Raw genomic sequence first — 17,287 nt, 5'->3', positions numbered from 1 at the left:
TTCACAGCATCGCCTAGACTCAAAGCACCTGCTGCAACCAGCGCACTGTATTCACCCAGTGAATGACCGGCCAGATATTTTGGCGCTACACCGCCCAGCTCTAGCCATACGCGCCATAAAGCAACCGAGGCAGTCAGCAGTACAGGCTGGGTAAATTCAGTCTGGTCTAAACCTTCACCGCTTTGAGCGATTTGCCACAGATCAAAACCTACCGCTTCGGACGCTTCTGCAAAGGTCTCACGAATACCGGCAAACTGTTCTGCCAGTTCAGCCAGCATGCCGGTTTTTTGTGAACCCTGGCCCGGGAATACAAAAGCAGTTTTGCTGGCTTGAGCTGCTTGTTCGAGCTGTTGAGCAGACATAAATAAATCCTTTCATTCAAGAGGTGGCTTTGAATTAAGGGTCATTTGATTGACCAATCCAACCACCTAACTCATGGTGGAGCGCAATTTAACATGGAATTTTGCTGTCTGTAATTGCCAAATACAACAAAATCTGCGGCTTTGGCTTTATAAAGACCAAAAGCAGACATAAAAAAAAGGGAGCTTAATGCTCCCATTTTTTCTACTAAGCTCTAACGCTTAATACATCACCAATTATTCAGCAGATGCTTTAGCGAATAATTGACGACCACGGTAGATACCATCTTTAGATACGTGGTGACGACGGCGAGTCTCACCAGTAGCTTGGTCTACAGTTAATGCATTCTCGGTTAAAGCGTCATGTGAACGGCGCATGTCACGGCGAGAGCGACTTTTACGGTTTTGCTGAACGGCCATGATGGCTCCTTACAAAGATCGAAAAAATGGATCAGAACAAATTCGATTGTCTTATACCTATGAGTATAACACAAAAATTAGTTAAGTTTACCCTTCAAAGCAGCCAAAGCTTCAAACGGATTATCCCGTTTTTCTTCAACTAACTCTTCTTGAGCAGGCTGGTGCTTATGCTCACAAACATCATGCTTAGGAGACAAAGGCAACAACAATAACAGCTCATCTTCTATCAGTGCCAGTAAATCAGCAGTCGCCGGTGCATCATAATCACCTTTGCTCGTTGCTTCACTTTCACCTAGGACGATGAAATCAGCATCCTCATCCAAGCGCTCTATCAGTGACTCATCATCTACAAGAGCCAAATGGAAATCTGAAACAAGTTCAATTTCTACAGGTTCCAGACAGCGCTGGCACTCCATAGGAACTTTTGTTTCAACGTGACCATCTAGCCATGCAATCCGATGATAGGCATCCATTGATAGCTTACAGTCTATGTTAATCAATTGATCATCAATTGATCCAACAGCTTCACGAGCAATACGAACAAAGCGGGATAAAGGCAGTTGACCTGACCATTTAAAGCCCTGTTCAGCCCATTTAAACGGCTCAATCTGTGCCGGAAAGGTATTTGCTGACATAATTAAGGCGGCAATTCTACAAATTCATCAGTACTCTGTCAAAGATTAAGATACAATTTTGTACTTATTTAGACAGACCATTTGGGTAACTTAAGTCATGCATCTGTTGCAGCCGCAAACAGAAGTGAATATTTCATCACTCGTTAGCACACTTTCAACGCCTGATTCTGATAACTCACTCAAGCAAGTGCAACTCTTACTCTGGGCGAATTTATCCTCAGAAGCAGAACAGGTTGATTGGCTCATCTTACACTTTAATCACTGGTTTTCCCACTTAAATGTCAGCTTAGTTCGTGGTGATTTTGAACCAGAATATTTCCCGGCCAGCTCGGACGGTCCGGCAAGAATCCAGTTTGCTCATGGCTTTTTCAACAGCGCCCTGCATGAGATCAGTCACTGGACCATTGCTGGCGATGAGCGCCGCAAACTGCCAGACTTAGGCTATTGGTATGCGCCAGATGGCCGGACTCAGGAGCAGCAGGCCTTATTTGAACAGGTGGAAATCAAGCCGCAAGCAATTGAGTGGATGTTTGCCACCGCCTTTGGGCGTAAATTCCGGGTTTCTTTAGATAATCTGACTGGTGAAGGCGGGGATGGAACCAGCTTTAAAGACAATGTTCATGCCCAGGTACAGCGCTATTTTAATGGCGACGCCAGACTGCCACGCGATGCCAATCGCTTCATTGAGTATATTTGCGCCTGTACGCGTAACGGCGAAAGTTTACAAGCTCATGAGTTTTTACGTGAAATGCTTGATTAGATTACACAAATCTACCTGTTTATAATTGCCAGTGGCTCAATATGCGCTTCATAATAGAGCAATGGCAGAGTTTGGAGGAATATTTATGCTGCATTTACGTGTACACCCGGATAATCCGCAACCTCGTTTAATCAGCCAGGCGGTCGAGCATATCCGTGCCGGGGATGTGATTGTTTATCCTACCGATGCGGCCTATGCAATTGGCTGCCAGATCGGAAATAAAAATGCCATGGAACGGATTGCACAGATTCGTGGACTTGGCCCCAAGCATCAATATGCCATTCTCTGCTGTGACCTGTCCGATATTGCGACCTATGCCAAAGTCGACAATGCCATGTATCGTTTGTTGAAAAATAATACACCGGCCATCACTACCTTTATTTTACCAGCCACCAGTGAGGTGCCACGCCGCCTGATGCATCCAAAGAAGAAAACTATTGGGCTGCGTATTCCCAGCAATCAGGTCTGCCAGATGCTCCTTAAAGAGCTGGGGGAGCCTTTGCTGACCTCCACCCTTATTCTTCCCGGTCAAGATGATCCTCTGGATGATCCTTTTGATATTGAAACCCAGCTCGGCAAGCGTATTGATGTATTTGTAGATAGTGGTCTGGGAACCTTAAGTACCACCTCAATTGTAGATCTTTCGGGGGAAAATCCGGAAATTGTGCGTCGCGGCGTAGGTGATGTAAGTGCTTTTGAATAAATCCCGTAAATAGATTAAAAAATACAGGAGGCATATAAATGGATTTATTTTATATCCTCCTGAATTATAATGCCTTTCCGGCACATCAGCTGATTTATGCAGAGCAGCCTTGGACCTTGCAATCAAGAGCCATACTGGTCGAAGCTAGTTCTTCTCCGGTCTTACATCTTGACCAGATTGAATATAGGTTCTTTCTTGAGCTTTCTTGGGTTCACAGACTTTTCCAGCTCTATTCAAACCAGAATTTATGTCTGGCCAGCAGCTATCAACGTATGATTGAATTCGCCTTACGGCAACAGTCCGATTGACGAATTCAGCACCTTTATGTTCAATTCCAAGCTATAGATACTTTCAGCAAGTATTTTAAAGAGCTTCAAATACATAAATAACTTAAACCAAGAAAGTTCGATCTTGTGCCCTTCATTTGTGGACGCTTTAGCCTCTGTGATTCCAAGCTTTTTGAATGCTTGCATGACTCAGGAGAAAGTTGACCATGCGATGTAGTGTATCGTTTGAAATTTCATGAGTTCATATCGCTCAATCAGATAATGCTGATCTATACTCATTTTCATGCACTCCAACACATCTAAACTCACCATAGAATTCTGCGAGAAGCTTTCACTCTATTGAGCTTTTTATGAGGATAGAGCAGATTTCAAATACATGAATAGTGGATTTAATTTCGCGTTTTTAGCAAAATTATTTTCAAACAATTTATTTAGCAAGTTTTTTACCGTACAATAACGCCACTCTTTATGTGCTTTTTCTTTCGATACAATATCGAAGTCCTAGCCCTTTCATGCCTTTGAAAATTCGCGTGGCCTATAATTGTAATGAATCAAACGACCTCTAGTGTGGTGGAATCAGCTCTGCAAATCCGTGTATTGGATGAGTGGCAAGATCAGATTCCAGAGGACCTCTATATCCCGCCTGCCGCATTTGAAATTCTGTTAGAACATTTTGAAGGCCCACTCGACTTCTTAATTTACCTGATTCAGCGCAACGGTTTTGATTTATTAAAGGTCGATATTGCACCGATTGCGTCACAGTATTTATCTTATATGAATGCCATGAAGTCCCTGAATATTGAGCTGACAGCTGATTATATGGTGATGGCCGCATTATTGGCGGATCTTAAATCGCGCTTACTGCTTCCCAAGCCTAAAACAACTTCAACTGTCGAGCAAGATCCAAGGCAGGAACTAATTGACCGTCTGGAAAATTATCTACGGATTAAACAGGCAGCAGAGCATCTTGGGCAGATGAGTGTTCTGGAACGTGACACTTTTGCTACCAATGTCAGCCTGGGTGAGTTTATCCAGCCCAATGAAGGCCACAATATTGACCTGCTCCGGGATGCGCTGCTGTGTGTTTTTAATCGTCCTGAACCAGTCATTCATCAGGTTCAGCAAGAACCGGTGTTACTCGAAGAGCGGATTGCTTATATTGAAAGTTGTATTGAATCGGGTGAAGTGCTGTTATTTGATGCACTATTAAAACCGAGTCAGGGCCGCATGGGCATGGTCGTGACTTTTATGGCCGTACTGGAACTGACTCGCCAACAAAAAATCCAGATTATTGCTACAGGCGTAGAAGCCCCGCTCGCAATTCAAGGAGCTCGCTCATGACCCTCGATCCAGCCAGTCCTTTATCTGCCGAAGATAACCGGCATGAAGTGTTAATGCAGCTTGAAGCGATTATATTCGCCAGTGATTCAGCCGTGTCATTGGCACGCCTCAAGGAAGCGTTTCATGACCGTTATAGCAAGCAGGAATTGCGCCAGTATTTACAACAGCTCTCGATGCTATTCCATGGCCGGTCTATTGAACTGATTGAAACGGCCCAAGGTTACCGTTTTCAAGTCCGTGCAAAATATCGTAAAATTATTGCACAGACCTGGCCTGAGCGACCAACACGTCTCTCGCCTGCCTTACTGGAAATACTTGCAGTCATTGCGTATCACCAGCCGGTCACACGAGCCGATATTGAACAGATTCGTGGAGTCACCAATAACAGCCAGATTTTGCGTACGCTGTTTGACTGGAACTGGATTAAGGAATCCGGGTTTCGTGAACTCCCGGGAAGACCTGCGTTGTTAGTCACAACGCCACAATTTTTGAACGCTTTTGGCTTAATCAGTTTAGGCCAATTGCCTCCCTTACAGAATGCCAAGGAAGCTTTTATGATGCTCGATACAAATGGATTGACATCATAAATAGGTGAACTGTTGATAATTATTTCTAAGGTTATGCTGTCATGAGTGAAAAATTGCAAAAGGTACTTGCACGTGTTGGTCTGGGTTCTCGCCGTTATATGGAAGAAGTCATTGCCGCTGGACGTGTAAGTGTAAATGGGCAAATTGCCCAAGTGGGAGAACGTATTGAACCAGGTGATGAGCTTCGCATTGATGGTCGTAAGGTTCATTTCCAGATTGAAGATGAAATTCGTCGTCGTGTACTGATTTATTATAAGCCTGAAGGCGAAATCTGTTCGCGCAATGATCCTGAAAGCCGTCCAACGGTATTTGATAATCTGCCTGCTCTGGCAAATGATCGCTGGGTAATGGTCGGCCGTCTGGATATTAACTCGACCGGGTTGCTACTGTTCACCAATGATGGCGAACTGGCGAATCGCTTGATGCACCCTTCAAATGAAATTGAACGTGAATATGCCGTTCGTGTCATGGGTGAAGTAACTCCACAATTGAAAAACAACATGCTAAAAGGTGTGGTACTGGATGATGGTCCGGCCAAGTTTGAGTCTTTCTCTGAGCTGGGTGGCGACGGTATTAACCGCTGGTATCAAGTAGTAGTAAAAGAAGGTCGTAACCGTGAGGTGCGCCGTATTTTTGAATCACAAGGCCTTAAAGTCAGCCGTCTGTTACGTACACGTTATGGCACGGTAATTCTGCCACGTGAGCTGCGTACAGGTCGCTGGATGGAACTGGATAAACAGGATATTGATAACCTGACCAAAGCAGTTGAGCTCAAGCCGCGCCAAGGTACGGGTCTATACGGTATGGCAAAACGCCGCAATGAACGTATGCAGGAAAAACCACTGGCAGCACGCCGTGGGGGGTATTTGCGTCAGCAACGTCGTGATACCGATGATCAGCCACAAAATACTCATGGCCGTGAAGATAGTGGTTTTGTACGTCGTGAAAACCAGAACGGTACCCAGTTCGCACGTCGTGACAATCGTCATGAACAGGGTTTTGGTCGTCGTGAAGAGCGTGATGAAAATGCACCGCGTCGTCCTTATGGCATCAACAAAGGCTTTAAAAAGTTTTAAGCTTTCATTAAGATAGAGTCACTTCGGTGGCTCTTTTTTTTGCAAGAACAATAATAATGAGCCAATATTATCATCCTGTGGCACCTCAGGCTTCCCGGCTTTATGGTTTCTACATACTAATGCTAGTGCATTTTATGCTGGTTCATTACAGCAGCTGGCAAAGAGCAAATCCAGAACGCCGCTCTATCCCTTTCAGCGATATTCATTTTCTTCGTGATTTCAGTACACAGCCTCTAAAAATACTGGATCCATGGACCTGTATACTGATCGGATCCTCTCTGTTATTGGTACTAGTAGTCCATATTATAAAAACCTATCGGGTACTTGTTATTTCCGAGGGCAGTACCGCTTGGGCGCTCTTTGCTGATCCTTCTCATAAGATATGTAAATTCAGTAAGGTTCAACAGATGTAATCTAGTGTGATTCCTCCTGCAGACCAGCAGCAGACTGGGCTGCTCCGCTTCCATACAGCCGCACAGGATCATGATCTTAACCTTAGTCTGTTCAGTACAGCCGACCAGAATCTGATACATATGCAGCTATCCCACCTGTTTCCTGAGAACATCGTTCAGTCATAAAAAATGCCCAACAATGTGGGCATTTTTATTTGGAACTTAAAATATTATTGTGGAATCCCTTGCGGAATGGCGCTGAGTAAACGCTTGGTATATTCATGCTGCGGAGATTGATACAGTTCATCTGAATTGGCGATTTCTACCAATTCCCCCTGATTCAGTACCATGATCTGATCAGAAATATATTTCACTACCGACAAATCATGTGAAATAAAAATATAACTCAGGCCAAATTCATCCTGTAAATCCTGTAGCAAATTCAGTACTTGAGCCTGAACCGAGACATCTAGTGCCGAGACCGATTCATCACAGATTAAAATCTCGGGTTTTAAAGTCAGACAACGTGCAATCGCAATCCGCTGACGTTGTCCCCCTGAAAACTCATGCGGATAACGGTCAAAGGCCTGCACCGGCAGGCTGACCCGTTTCAGTAGCTCCAGTGCCAGCTGTTTACGTTCTGCATCATTCGCACCAATGTTATGAATCTGCATCGGCTCCATCAGAATCTGGCCTACGCTAAAGCGTGGATTGAGTGAGGCATAAGGATTCTGGAAAACGATCTGAATCTTGCGTTGGTATGGCTTAAATTCTTTTTCTGACATGGACAGAATATCCTGTCCCTGAAACAGGGCCTGACCGCCTGTAGCTTGGTGTAAACGCATCAGCAACAGTCCAATGGTGGTTTTTCCAGAACCTGATTCACCAACCAGACCCAAGGTTTTACCTTTGGCCAGCTGAAATGACACCCCCTTCACCGCCTGAAATTCTTCTTTTCGAAATAGGCCTTTGGGGCTATAAAATGATTTATTCAGATCGCGCACATTCAGAATAATTTCTTCATTGCCCTTTAAGCCTCGGCTACGTTCTGTCAGCTTTTCAGGATTTGGAGGCACATTTTCAAACCATTGCTCTCCTTTTTGCTGGATAAAGTCACTGATTACCGGCAGACGCTGTGGCCGATGAGAAAGCTGAGGCCGACAATGTAAAAGCGCTTTGGTATACACGTCTTTTGGATGCTCAAGTACGGATTTGACTGCTCCCTGTTCACGGATTTCTCCATCACGCATTACAATGACCTGATCTGCAATTTCAGCGACCAAGGCCAAGTCATGACTAATCAGCAAAATTGACATTTGCCTGCGCTGACGCAAGGATTCAAGCAAGTCTAGAATCTGCTTTTGAATGGTCACATCCAGCGCTGTGGTCGGCTCATCGGCAATCAGGAGTTTAGGCTCGCAGGCAATCGCCATAGCAATCATCACCCTTTGCTGCTGTCCGCCAGATAGTTGGCCCGGATAAGCATCAATCCGGGCTTCCGGTGAAGGAATACCCACTTCCTGCAACAGCTCCAAAGTTCTCTGACGGGCCTGTTTTTTATTCATGCCCAAATGCAGTCTTAATACTTCTGCAATCTGCATACCAACCGTAAAGACCGGGTTGAGCGAAGACATGGGTTCCTGAAAAATCATGGCGATATCTCTGCCACACATCTGGCGCATTTTACAGACAGGTAGTGTAAGCAGATCCTGTCCTTCAAACATAATTTTACTGTCGGGAGAAATCTGGCTATTTTCAGGGGCCAATAGTCCCATGGTGGCCAGCGCAGTCACAGATTTTCCACTTCCCGACTCTCCGACCAAGGCTACGGTGGTATTGGCGGGGATATCGAACGAAATACTTTTGACCGTTTCGATATACTGTTGATGTTCATCTTTAAAACTGACGCGCAGATTTTCTACACGGAGCAATACAGGGACTGGATGAAAGTTCTGATCAGACATGTTGGCTCCTATTTCAGTTTGGGATCTAATGCATCACGCAGTGCATCGCTAAACATCGAAAATGCCGTCACCAACACCGCCATGGCAATGGAAGCGGCTGCCAGTTGCCACCATTTTCCTAAAATCAGCTCACTTTGTGCTTCATTCAGCATGCTGCCCCACGACACCACACCTGTCGGTACACCAAAGCCCAAGAAGCTTAAAATCACTTCAGACTTGATAAAGGCCACCACCAGAATGGACATCTGTACCAGCGCAATATGGCTTACATTGGGAAAAATATGCACAAACATACGGCGCATATGGCTGACCCCTATAGCTTTGGCAGCCAGTACATATTCACGTGAAGTGTGCTTCATATACTCAGCCCGTACCAGACGAAATACCCCGGTCCAGCCCGTCAGTCCTAAAATCAGGATAATGGCTAGAATACCTTTTTGCTGCAATACCGCCGCAATGGCCAGTATCAGTAACAGATAAGGAATTGAGGTAAAAATATTATAAAACCAGTTCAGTGCATCATCGACCCAGCCACTGAAATACCCTGCGACTGCACCCAATAACGTGCCGATAGCCACCGACATTACTGCGGCAACCAGCCCCACCAGAATCGAAGTTTCTGCACCTTTAATGGTTTTTAGCAGTATATCCTGTCCCCATTTATCTGCACCAAAAATCAGGCTCTGTTTCAGCTCATTGCGCTGATCTATTAACTGGCCTCCCAGTTCCTGTTCGATGGCCAGCATATCTTCAGCCAAAGGATCGACCACCCCATAATCCTCTATGATCTGACCTGCTCCCTGCACAGTAGCAACTTGCAGATTTAATGCCGTGCCGTTATTTTGTAAAGGCTCGACTGGTTTTCCTGATGCCGCTCTGAGCTGGCTTTCTTCAGGAAATGAAACCTCGACTGCCGGGGTACTCTTCATAAAAGTGGGAGGTGCATAGCTCACCGCCACTTCCTGATCCCAGTCTTTGGCAAGCATGCCACTGAGAGATAAGATCAGCAGCAGAAAATAGAATCCAACAATCCACAACGACAACATGGCAATACGGTCACGCTTTAGACGGCGCCAGGCCAGTTGCCATAATCCGCTTGAGGCAGATGCAGCTGTCTGGTGAGCCTGCGTTCGTTTTAAAATGGCACTCAGCATACCTTCACCTACTTCAACTGTATACGCGGATCAATCCATTTATAGATGACATCCGCGATCAGGTTGAACAGCATGGTCGCGACTGCCACATATACGGTAATGGCTTTAATAACCGGAAAATCAGAGCGCTCTACCGCAATAATCACTTCACGTCCAATGCCAGGAATGCCAAAGAAGCGTTCAATCAAAAAAGCACCGATCAGCAGGGCCGGCAAGCTCGACATGACATCCGTAATAATGGGAATTGAAGCATTACGCAGTACATGTACGCCCAGAATCCGGCTTTCCCGCAAGCCCTTTGCCCGTGCGGTACGCACATAGTCCTGATTAACTTCATCCAGTACAAAGCTGCGGTATAAGCGCAGCATCGGTGCAATACTGACCACCAGCATAATCAGAATCGGCAACATGGCATATTGAAACAGGTTATTAGTCAGACTGTCGCTCCAGCCCTGAACCGGGAACCAGCTCAGCTGATAGGCCAGTACATACTGAAAAACGATGATATACACCAGAATGCTGATCGACATGCCAATGGTGCAGAGCATCATGATCATGCGGTCAGTCAGCGAGCCTCGTACAGCAGCCACAGCCAGCGCCAGAATAATGGCAATTAAAGTTTGTAAAATGGTTAAGGGAATTAAAATGGTCAGTGAAGGTCCCAAACGGGTAATGATAATCTGCGAGACGGGTTCTCCGGTACTCCAGCTCAGGCCATAATCAAAGCTGATGATTTGCTGGATAAATATCCAGAGCTGTACATAATAGGGCTGTTCAACTCCCAGCTGCTGCCGGATATTTTCAATCTGTTCCAGATTGGCCATTTTCCCTGCCAGAATATACGCCGGGTCTCCTCCCACCCAATTAAACAAAAAGAAAATCAGCAAGATTACACCCAGCATGGTGGGAATCATTTGCCAAATCCTGCGAATTATATATGCCAGCATTGTATCCCTGCCCTGACTTAATGTCCTGAAATTTCCTTGAAGAACGCCTGACTGTCTGGCTCACGTCCCAGAAAGTCTTTGACCATCTGCTCACCCGGCTTTTGCCCCCCCTGAGCCAGTACCGTAGTGCGATAACGTGCTCCCACTTTAGGATTCATCAAATGCTCCCCAAAAGCAGACAGCATGTCGAGTGCCAAAACTTGTGACCACATATAGCTGTAATAACCTGCCTGATAGCCCCCCATCAAATGCCCAAACTGGCCCGGAAACTGTTGTCCCGAGACATATCCCAGGGCAGTTTGACTTTCCATTTCCTGCCAGAGTTTTAAGGGATCAAGGCTTAAGGCATTTTGGCCATGCACAGCCATGTCATACTGCGCATATAGGGTCTGGCGTGCATAATGCGCTCCCCGGCCATAATTTTTGACGCTTTTTAAGCGCTCGGCCATGGCTGCATCAATGCGTGGACAGGCGGGTTCACAATAGTCGGCCACTTTAGACAGCGTTTCAAAACGGCGTGCCCATTCTTCATACATTTGTGAAGGAGCTTCAACAAAGTCACGTTCTACCGATGTGCCTGACTGCTCACTATAGCGGGTTTTAGATAGCAGGCCATGCAAGGCATGTCCCATTTCATGTACAAAGGTTTCTAGCTCATTGCTGTTCAGCCCTTTACGGTTAAAGTTGGTCACCAAAACGGAGATGGGACGGCGCTCATTTAAACGGCTGCCCCCATACACACCCCACACCGCGGCATGGCCATACTTACCTTTACGCGGGTATTTATCCAGATACAGGCCGCCCAGAAACTCTCCGGAAGCAGTGTCATGCACGGCGTAGTATTCCACTTCATCATGCCAGGCTTTGACTTTCACCGGCTTGAACTGGATGCCGTATAGTTCAGAAGACAGGGCAAATAACCATTTCTGTGCAGCTTCAGTTGGAAAATAATCGCGCAGTTTTTCCTGATCAATCTGGTATTTGGCCTGACGTAGCTTTTCATTCCAGTAAAGCTGGCTCCAACGCTCAATTTTTGCTGTTTCCACAGGAATTTTTAAGCTTTCTGCCTTGAAACGACGTAATTCTTCTATCTCCTGTTTTTCTAGCGGCGCCACCTTGGCATGAACTTCCTCCAGAAAAGCATTGACGGCTTCAGGGGTTTTAGCCATACGATATGCCAGGGCAAAATGGGCATAGCTGTCTTTTCCAAATAGTTGTGCCTGCTCATAACGCAGATCGATTGCCCTTTTCATCAGCTTCAGGTTTTGTTCAGTACCACGCCGGCTATACGCCGTCTGATAGCGTTTACGTGCTGTATCGCTGTCTGCCAGCTCCATAAAAGGCTGATATTCCGGGTAATCAAAGCCTAATTCATAATTCCCCCGGGTATTTGTCTTCAGGCCTGCCATATAACTGTCTGGCAAACCTTTCATTTCCTCTGGATTAAATTCAACCTTGTCCTGATTATCCCGTACGTTTTTGGAGAAATCCTGAGAGAGTCTGGTGCTCTCATCCATAATTTCCTTTAAGCGTTTCTGCTTGTCTGCGCTCAGCTGTATGCCGTTTTTTTCAAACTGTTCCAGAATATCCTTCAGATATTTCTGATCAATTTCATCTATTGCGGTTAATTTCTTGAATTGGACATAAAGCTGTGGACGCTGATACAGTGCCGTCAGATATTGATCACTTTTAAGCTCACAATCATCTGCGGCCTGACGTAAGGCCGGATCAGGATCTATATTGCTATATAGTCCAATCGGTGAAATAAAATCGCTCGCTTCGGCCAGAATGTTGTCCCACTCTGCCAAATAGGCCGAACTTCGGGTATTGTTTTTTATTTTTTTGCTTTCAAACTTTTTAACCTGCTTGTGCATTTTTTTTAAGTTTGCATCACATAAGGCGGGAATCTCGCTTGCGTTAAATAAAGGCAAGAATGAGGGCTGAGCCGCGATTGCCCCGGAACTGCTAATCATGAGCAACACACTGAGAGTGCTTATTTTCATTTTCTTTGACTGCATCCATCGCTCCAGTGTTGGATTATTTTTTAGAATCGACATCGAGATACATCCATTCTGCTGACAAAATCGGATGATTCTTATAGCCGATCACCCGCGCTTGAGTGAGTACATTACGGTAGCTGCTGTACAGCATGAGAACCGGCATATTAACCTCCAGAATGCGTGACATCTTGCGATACAGGGCATCACGTGCAGGACCCGGATTCATGCTCTGGGTCTGCTCATAGAGCCGGTCAAATTCGGGATGCCTGAAACAGGAATTATTGCTCATGTGGATATTTTTACCGTAAAACAGCTGCATAAAGTTATCGGCATCCGGATAGTCCGCAATCCAGGCCGAGCCTTTAAACATGGTCTTGCACTGCTTTTCCAGCTTGAGGGCTTCAGCAAATGGCATGGCTTTACTCACCATCTTGATCTGGATGCTGTCGAGTGCCTTTTTCCAGAATTCTGCCTGCTGTTGACCACGGCTGGTATTTCCCACAATCAGCTCAATTTCCAGCGGCTTGCCATTCGGCTGACGCCGCCAGCCATCCGTCCCGACCTGATATTGATAGCGGTCAAGCAGCAGATTGGCCGCCTTGACTGAGTAGGGAATACTGCTCTTGTACTGTGGAGAATAACCGACCATCCCGGGAGGAATCGGCATTTGTAGCTGAGTGGCATCACCTTTATACAGAATATTGATCATCTTCTCAGTTGAAAATGCCATTGCCATTGCCCGACGTAAGGCTATTTTTTCCTTTGCCAATCCGCCCACGACCGGATGCCGCATATTCCAGTACTGATAGCCAATTAAAGGATCGCTAATGCGAGAAAGTTGTATGCCTTGCTTTTTTAAATTCGGTTTGAGTACGCCATTTTCTAATGCCTGTACCACCAGATCACCCTCAATTTCACTGATATCCAGCTCATTTTTACTAAAAGCCAGCCAGCGGGACTGAGCTTCTTCAATCACCCGAATATCAATAGTGCCAATCTGCGGCATTTTCTTTCCTTGCATGGCCTTGATAATAGGCTGATCTGCATGATGACTGGCCTTAAAGTTCCAGACAAAGCCACGATAGTTCGGATTGGCAGTTAAGATGATCCGTGAAGCTGGTGTCCAGTGACTCAGCAGATAGGGCCCGGTACCCACCGGATGATCCATCACAAAGCCGGCCTTATTACGATATTTTTCAATGACCTCTCTGGCGACCGCCGCTGCCGGCTGATGGGCAAGCAGCATTGCAAAGTTCTGATCCGGTTTAATCAGCTTTAAAATCAGGGTATAGCGATCCGGCGTCTGAATGCCTTCAAAGGGCCGATCATAATCAAACTTGCCGGTTTTTTTAGCCTGTGCCAGTAAGGCTTCTGTTCCCTTGATCCGGCCCTCCAGCAACCAGCTGTTTGGAGAATGTAAGGTCGGGTCTATCAGCCGTTTCAGTGAATAGGCATAGTCAGCAGCCGTCAGTTCACGCTTCTTGCCTTTAAATACCGGATCATCTGCAAAATAAATTCCCTTCTTGATTTGAATAGTATAAGTCAGACCATCCGCGCTGACCTGTGGTAAAGCGACTGCCGTATTCGGTACCAGTTTGACTGGGGACGCCAGATAATCATAACTAAATAGATTTTCAAAAATGGCAGCATTGACCCGGCCAGAATAGACATCATGAGTCGCAGCCGGATCAAAGCCGGTTTCAGCCACCGGAAAAACGTCACGCAGGATTTTATTTGGATCGGCTGGATTGGCAGCCCCGACCGGTAATGCAGCAGTTGCAAACAGACAGCTTACGATCAGACAGCGAGTCAGCTGTAAAAATGGAGTTAAAAATTTTTCTTTTAGCATGCACTTGATCTAATTCTTTATTTTTTTAACAGGTTCAAGCTCTAGATAATGCCACAGTCTGCTTAGAATAAGAGCAGCTTTATAAACTTAAATTTAAGATTCATCCGGTTCTGGCGATCTGAGTCACCTTTTTCCCAAGCATTGTCATTACCCTCTTCAATTTTATTACTTTATATCAATGACTCATGTTATGGCTTGCTGTTTAACGATCTGCCCGCGTCTGGATTATCAAAAATGGTTGGGTTTTCAAAATAGCGCCTTTCAATATAGAAAATCCCGCCAAAATTGCGGGATTTTCTATCTATGTTTTACATCTGTGACTGGATATAATTTTGCAGACCAATCAACTCAATCAACCTCAGCTGTTTTTCCAGCCAGTACGTATGATCTTCTTCGGTATCAGACATTTGCTGGCGTAGCAGATCACGGGTGATATAATCCCCTTTTTCCTCGCACAGCTTGATTCCCTGAGCCAGCTTTTCACGCACATGATACTCAAGTTTTAAATCGGCTTTCAAGCAACTGACCACATCTTCACCGACCTCAATGTCATCACGCATCATGTTCGGCTTGCCTTCCAGAAACAGGACACGACGGATAATCGCATCCGCATGTTGGGCTTCTTCCTGCATTTCATGATCAATTCGTTCGAAGATCTTGCTCAAGCCCCAATCTTCATACATACGAGAGTGAATCAGATATTGGTCACGGGCAGCCAGCTCGCCGCCAATCAGCATATTCAAATAGTCTACGACTTCTGGATTACCACGCATTTTGAACTACTCCCTATTTTATAAAATCTATTATGAATAAAACCGTGCGGTTTTGCAAAAGTTAAATTTACGTAAATATATGATTTTTATAAAATTAAAATGAGAAGCACTTGCATTTACCCTCTCAATTCAGATAAATCCCGTTTAGAAAACAAGATGTTGCAACTGCTTGTATCTTTTCCAAAGTCAAAATTTTACTAGAAAAATCAAACGTTAAAAATTGTAAAAAATCATCGTGATAAAAAATACTCATCATGTTTGTATAAATATCATTATATTGGGGTATTTTATGCTTGATTTGTCTTATGATGCAGGGAAATTTAAAACAACAACGGTTTCATTATGACACAACCATCAACTACAGCGCCTGTGCTCGTGACCGGTGCCTCTGGCTATATCGCCAGTTGGGTAATTCAAAAACTTTTAACCCAAGGGTATACCGTTCACGCTACTGTTCGGGATTTAAACAAGACGCAAAGTTTTAAGCATCTGGAACAGATTGCCGACAGTGCTCCTGGCACACTTAAACTGTTTGCAGCCAATCTGCTAACCCCGGGTTCTTTTGATGCGGCGATGCAGGACTGTGAAATCGTGTTTCATATGGCTTCGCCTTTTGTTGTGACCAATTATACAGACCCCGTAAAAGATATCATTGAGCCCGCAGTTGTGGGCACAGAAAATGTATTAAATAGCGTCAATAAGACCGAATCGGTTCAACGCGTGGTGGTGACCTCCAGTATTGCCTCGACCTATGGCGATGCCATTGATATTTTACAAACCGAACAGCAGCGTTTTGATGAGTCGCACTGGAATATGACCAGCTCCCCGCATCATCAGCCTTATCCTTATTCCAAGGTGATGGCCGAACGCAAGGCTTGGGAAATGGCGGAGGCGCAGGACCGTTGGGATCTGATTTGTATTAATCCTGCTCTGGTATTTGGAAAATCCCTTACCCCCAACACCCAGTCTGGCAGCGTGGAAGTTCTGCAACAGTTTGCCAATGGTCTGACCCTGCTGGGTGTTCCGCCTATGTGGAATGGGGTTGTCGATGTACAAGACGTCGCTGAAGCACATCTCCTTGCAGCATTTAATCCCGAGGCCGAAGGCCGTTATATTATTTGTAGTGAGACTTTAAGCCTGCTGGAGATGGGGAAAATTTTGCGTAAAGCTTTTGGTGCCAAGTTTCCTTTCCCACGCAATCAGTTACCTAAAACTGCATTTAAGATGTTTGGCCCACTTGCCGGCTTTAGCCGGAAATTTGTCGAACTCAACATGGGCTATCCAATTTATTTTAATGCACAAAAAAGTCAGGATCAGCTCGGGATTCAATATCGTCCGGTACAAGAAAGTCTGGTTGAGCATTTTCAGCAGCTTCTTGATGACGGACTGGTCAAACGCTATATTCCTTAACCGGTAGAGTGATTTGAAAGTATTAAAAAAGACACCCGAAGGTGTCTTTTTTAATATTTAGAGGCGATTAAAAAGCCAAGAAAATAGCTTAAGCTTCCAGCAGGCCATAATTATGCATCAAATCAATAAACTGCTCTTCATTTATCACGGGTACACCCAGTTTTTCAGCCTTATCCAGTTTCGAGCCGGCCTTTTCTCCAGCCACCACACATTTGGTTTTAGCAGATACACTACCACTCACCCGAGCACCGAGGGCTTGCAATAATTGTGTTGCTTCATCACGTCCCATACTGCTGAGGGTTCCGGTCACCACCCAACTTTCACCATTGAGTGGCTGGCGAGGCGGAGCAACCGGTGCATCCCAGTGAATGCCTGCGGCAAGCAGACGATCCAGCACTTCCAGATTATGCGGTGCCTGAAAGAAATCAATAATCCATTCTGCGGTAATATCTCCCACATCCGGTGTTTTCTTTAAGGTTTCAAGATCAGCATGGCGTAAGGCGTCCAGAGTCTGGAAGGTATTGGCCAGCATCCGCGCCGTGGTTTCACCTACCCCCCGAATACCGAGTGCATAGATAAATGCTGCCAGTGTGGTTTTCTTGCTGTTTTCAATCGCATCCAGCAGGTTCT

Annotated in this window: 17 protein-coding genes; 7 read left to right on the top strand and 10 right to left on the bottom strand. The window is 45.5% G+C overall.

Going from position 1 to position 17,287, the window contains the following annotated elements; translation table 11 throughout:
- From E2K52_RS09630 to E2K52_RS09620, 3 genes are all read right to left on the bottom strand, one after another.
- Nucleotides 1-362, bottom strand: a 362-nt coding sequence (locus E2K52_RS09630) for an ACP S-malonyltransferase (protein ID WP_151204916.1), incomplete at its 3' end; no start/stop codon positions are given.
- A 234-nt stretch (nucleotides 363-596) separates the two neighbouring features.
- Entirely contained in the window at nucleotides 597-779 is a 183-nt protein-coding gene (rpmF, locus tag E2K52_RS09625) for a 50S ribosomal protein L32 (RefSeq protein WP_151204915.1), read from the bottom strand.
- A gap of 77 nt (nucleotides 780-856) precedes the next feature.
- Nucleotides 857-1,414, bottom strand: coding sequence for a YceD family protein (locus tag E2K52_RS09620; protein WP_151204914.1), 558 nt, complete (start codon nucleotides 1,412-1,414; stop codon nucleotides 857-859).
- Nucleotides 1,415-1,511: 97 nt separating this feature from the next.
- Here E2K52_RS09620 and E2K52_RS09615 point away from each other — a divergent pair, with 97 nt between their 5' ends.
- The 6 genes from E2K52_RS09615 (at nucleotide 1,512) to rluB (ending at nucleotide 6,168) form a co-directional block, all read left to right on the top strand.
- Complete coding sequence (locus E2K52_RS09615; RefSeq protein WP_151204913.1) at nucleotides 1,512-2,174, top strand: elongation factor P hydroxylase; 663 nt, start codon at nucleotides 1,512-1,514, stop codon at nucleotides 2,172-2,174.
- 85 nt (nucleotides 2,175-2,259) lie between these two features.
- Nucleotides 2,260-2,877 carry an L-threonylcarbamoyladenylate synthase gene (locus E2K52_RS09610; protein ID WP_151204912.1) on the top strand — a complete coding sequence of 206 codons (618 nt, stop codon included), beginning with the start codon at nucleotides 2,260-2,262 and terminating at the stop codon, nucleotides 2,875-2,877.
- Nucleotides 2,878-2,915: 38 nt separating this feature from the next.
- Entirely contained in the window at nucleotides 2,916-3,185 is a 270-nt protein-coding gene (locus E2K52_RS09605) for a hypothetical protein (protein ID WP_151204911.1), read from the top strand.
- A gap of 525 nt (nucleotides 3,186-3,710) precedes the next feature.
- The gene (locus E2K52_RS09600; protein WP_151204910.1) at nucleotides 3,711-4,505 is read left to right on the top strand and encodes a segregation and condensation protein A; all 795 of its coding nucleotides are present in this window, start codon (nucleotides 3,711-3,713) and stop codon (nucleotides 4,503-4,505) included.
- Nucleotides 4,502-5,092, top strand: coding sequence for an SMC-Scp complex subunit ScpB (scpB, locus tag E2K52_RS09595; protein WP_151204909.1), 591 nt, complete (start codon nucleotides 4,502-4,504; stop codon nucleotides 5,090-5,092). The genes E2K52_RS09600 and scpB overlap by 4 nt, the downstream gene beginning before the upstream one ends.
- A gap of 41 nt (nucleotides 5,093-5,133) precedes the next feature.
- On the top strand, nucleotides 5,134-6,168 hold the full coding sequence (gene rluB, locus E2K52_RS09590) for a 23S rRNA pseudouridine(2605) synthase RluB (protein ID WP_151204908.1): 1,035 nt from the start codon (nucleotides 5,134-5,136) through the stop codon (nucleotides 6,166-6,168).
- Between the two features lie 622 nt (nucleotides 6,169-6,790).
- Here the strand turns inward: rluB and E2K52_RS09585 are convergent.
- The 6 genes from E2K52_RS09585 to ftn form a co-directional block, all read right to left on the bottom strand.
- Entirely contained in the window at nucleotides 6,791-8,524 is a 1,734-nt protein-coding gene (locus tag E2K52_RS09585; protein WP_151204907.1) for an ABC transporter ATP-binding protein, read from the bottom strand.
- Between the two features lie 8 nt (nucleotides 8,525-8,532).
- Nucleotides 8,533-9,678: an ABC transporter permease gene (locus E2K52_RS09580; protein ID WP_151204906.1), complete on the bottom strand. Its 1,146-nt coding sequence runs from the start codon at nucleotides 9,676-9,678 to the stop codon at nucleotides 8,533-8,535.
- An 8-nt stretch (nucleotides 9,679-9,686) separates the two neighbouring features.
- Complete coding sequence (locus E2K52_RS09575; protein ID WP_151204905.1) at nucleotides 9,687-10,625, bottom strand: ABC transporter permease; 939 nt, start codon at nucleotides 10,623-10,625, stop codon at nucleotides 9,687-9,689.
- Between the two features lie 17 nt (nucleotides 10,626-10,642).
- A complete protein-coding gene (locus E2K52_RS09570; RefSeq protein WP_151204917.1) occupies nucleotides 10,643-12,643 on the bottom strand; it encodes a M3 family metallopeptidase in 2,001 nt (666 codons plus the stop codon).
- 19 nt (nucleotides 12,644-12,662) lie between these two features.
- Nucleotides 12,663-14,474 carry an ABC transporter substrate-binding protein gene (locus tag E2K52_RS09565; protein ID WP_151204904.1) on the bottom strand — a complete coding sequence of 604 codons (1,812 nt, stop codon included), beginning with the start codon at nucleotides 14,472-14,474 and terminating at the stop codon, nucleotides 12,663-12,665.
- A gap of 308 nt (nucleotides 14,475-14,782) precedes the next feature.
- Entirely contained in the window at nucleotides 14,783-15,247 is a 465-nt protein-coding gene (gene ftn / locus E2K52_RS09560) for a heteropolymeric bacterioferritin subunit Ftn (RefSeq protein ID WP_151204903.1), read from the bottom strand.
- A gap of 342 nt (nucleotides 15,248-15,589) precedes the next feature.
- Between ftn and E2K52_RS09555 the strand changes: the two genes are divergently transcribed.
- Entirely contained in the window at nucleotides 15,590-16,657 is a 1,068-nt protein-coding gene (locus tag E2K52_RS09555) for an SDR family oxidoreductase (protein WP_151204902.1), read from the top strand.
- Between the two features lie 88 nt (nucleotides 16,658-16,745).
- Here the strand turns inward: E2K52_RS09555 and E2K52_RS09550 are convergent.
- Nucleotides 16,746-17,287, bottom strand: a 542-nt coding sequence (locus E2K52_RS09550) for a helix-hairpin-helix domain-containing protein (protein ID WP_264765941.1), incomplete at its 5' end; no start/stop codon positions are given.

The organism is Acinetobacter sp. RF14B, assembly GCF_006864105.1.
GTDB lineage: Bacteria > Pseudomonadota > Gammaproteobacteria > Pseudomonadales > Moraxellaceae > Acinetobacter > Acinetobacter lwoffii_C.
The sequence above is the reverse complement of the archived record's forward strand: the minus strand, read 5'-3'. Positions and strand labels throughout refer to the sequence as shown.

What these genes read in the sequence shown, in the direction of transcription:
- E2K52_RS09565 (WP_151204904.1), bottom strand. Translation starts at nt 14,474, where the DNA reads ATGCTAAAAGAAAAATTTTTAACTCCATTTTTACAGCTGACTCGCTGT.
- E2K52_RS09620 (WP_151204914.1), bottom strand. Translation starts at nt 1,414, where the DNA reads ATGTCAGCAAATACCTTTCCGGCACAGATTGAGCCGTTTAAATGGGCT.
- E2K52_RS09605 (WP_151204911.1), top strand. Translation starts at nt 2,916, where the DNA reads ATGGATTTATTTTATATCCTCCTGAATTATAATGCCTTTCCGGCACAT.
- scpB (WP_151204909.1), top strand. Translation starts at nt 4,502, where the DNA reads ATGACCCTCGATCCAGCCAGTCCTTTATCTGCCGAAGATAACCGGCAT.
- rpmF (WP_151204915.1), bottom strand. Translation starts at nt 779, where the DNA reads ATGGCCGTTCAGCAAAACCGTAAAAGTCGCTCTCGCCGTGACATGCGC.
- E2K52_RS09610 (WP_151204912.1), top strand. Translation starts at nt 2,260, where the DNA reads ATGCTGCATTTACGTGTACACCCGGATAATCCGCAACCTCGTTTAATC.
- E2K52_RS09570 (WP_151204917.1), bottom strand. Translation starts at nt 12,643, where the DNA reads ATGCAGTCAAAGAAAATGAAAATAAGCACTCTCAGTGTGTTGCTCATG.
- E2K52_RS09580 (WP_151204906.1), bottom strand. Translation starts at nt 9,678, where the DNA reads ATGCTGAGTGCCATTTTAAAACGAACGCAGGCTCACCAGACAGCTGCA.
- E2K52_RS09555 (WP_151204902.1), top strand. Translation starts at nt 15,590, where the DNA reads ATGACACAACCATCAACTACAGCGCCTGTGCTCGTGACCGGTGCCTCT.
- E2K52_RS09585 (WP_151204907.1), bottom strand. Translation starts at nt 8,524, where the DNA reads ATGTCTGATCAGAACTTTCATCCAGTCCCTGTATTGCTCCGTGTAGAA.
- E2K52_RS09600 (WP_151204910.1), top strand. Translation starts at nt 3,711, where the DNA reads ATGAATCAAACGACCTCTAGTGTGGTGGAATCAGCTCTGCAAATCCGT.
- rluB (WP_151204908.1), top strand. Translation starts at nt 5,134, where the DNA reads ATGAGTGAAAAATTGCAAAAGGTACTTGCACGTGTTGGTCTGGGTTCT.
- E2K52_RS09575 (WP_151204905.1), bottom strand. Translation starts at nt 10,625, where the DNA reads ATGCTGGCATATATAATTCGCAGGATTTGGCAAATGATTCCCACCATG.
- ftn (WP_151204903.1), bottom strand. Translation starts at nt 15,247, where the DNA reads ATGCGTGGTAATCCAGAAGTCGTAGACTATTTGAATATGCTGATTGGC.
- E2K52_RS09615 (WP_151204913.1), top strand. Translation starts at nt 1,512, where the DNA reads ATGCATCTGTTGCAGCCGCAAACAGAAGTGAATATTTCATCACTCGTT.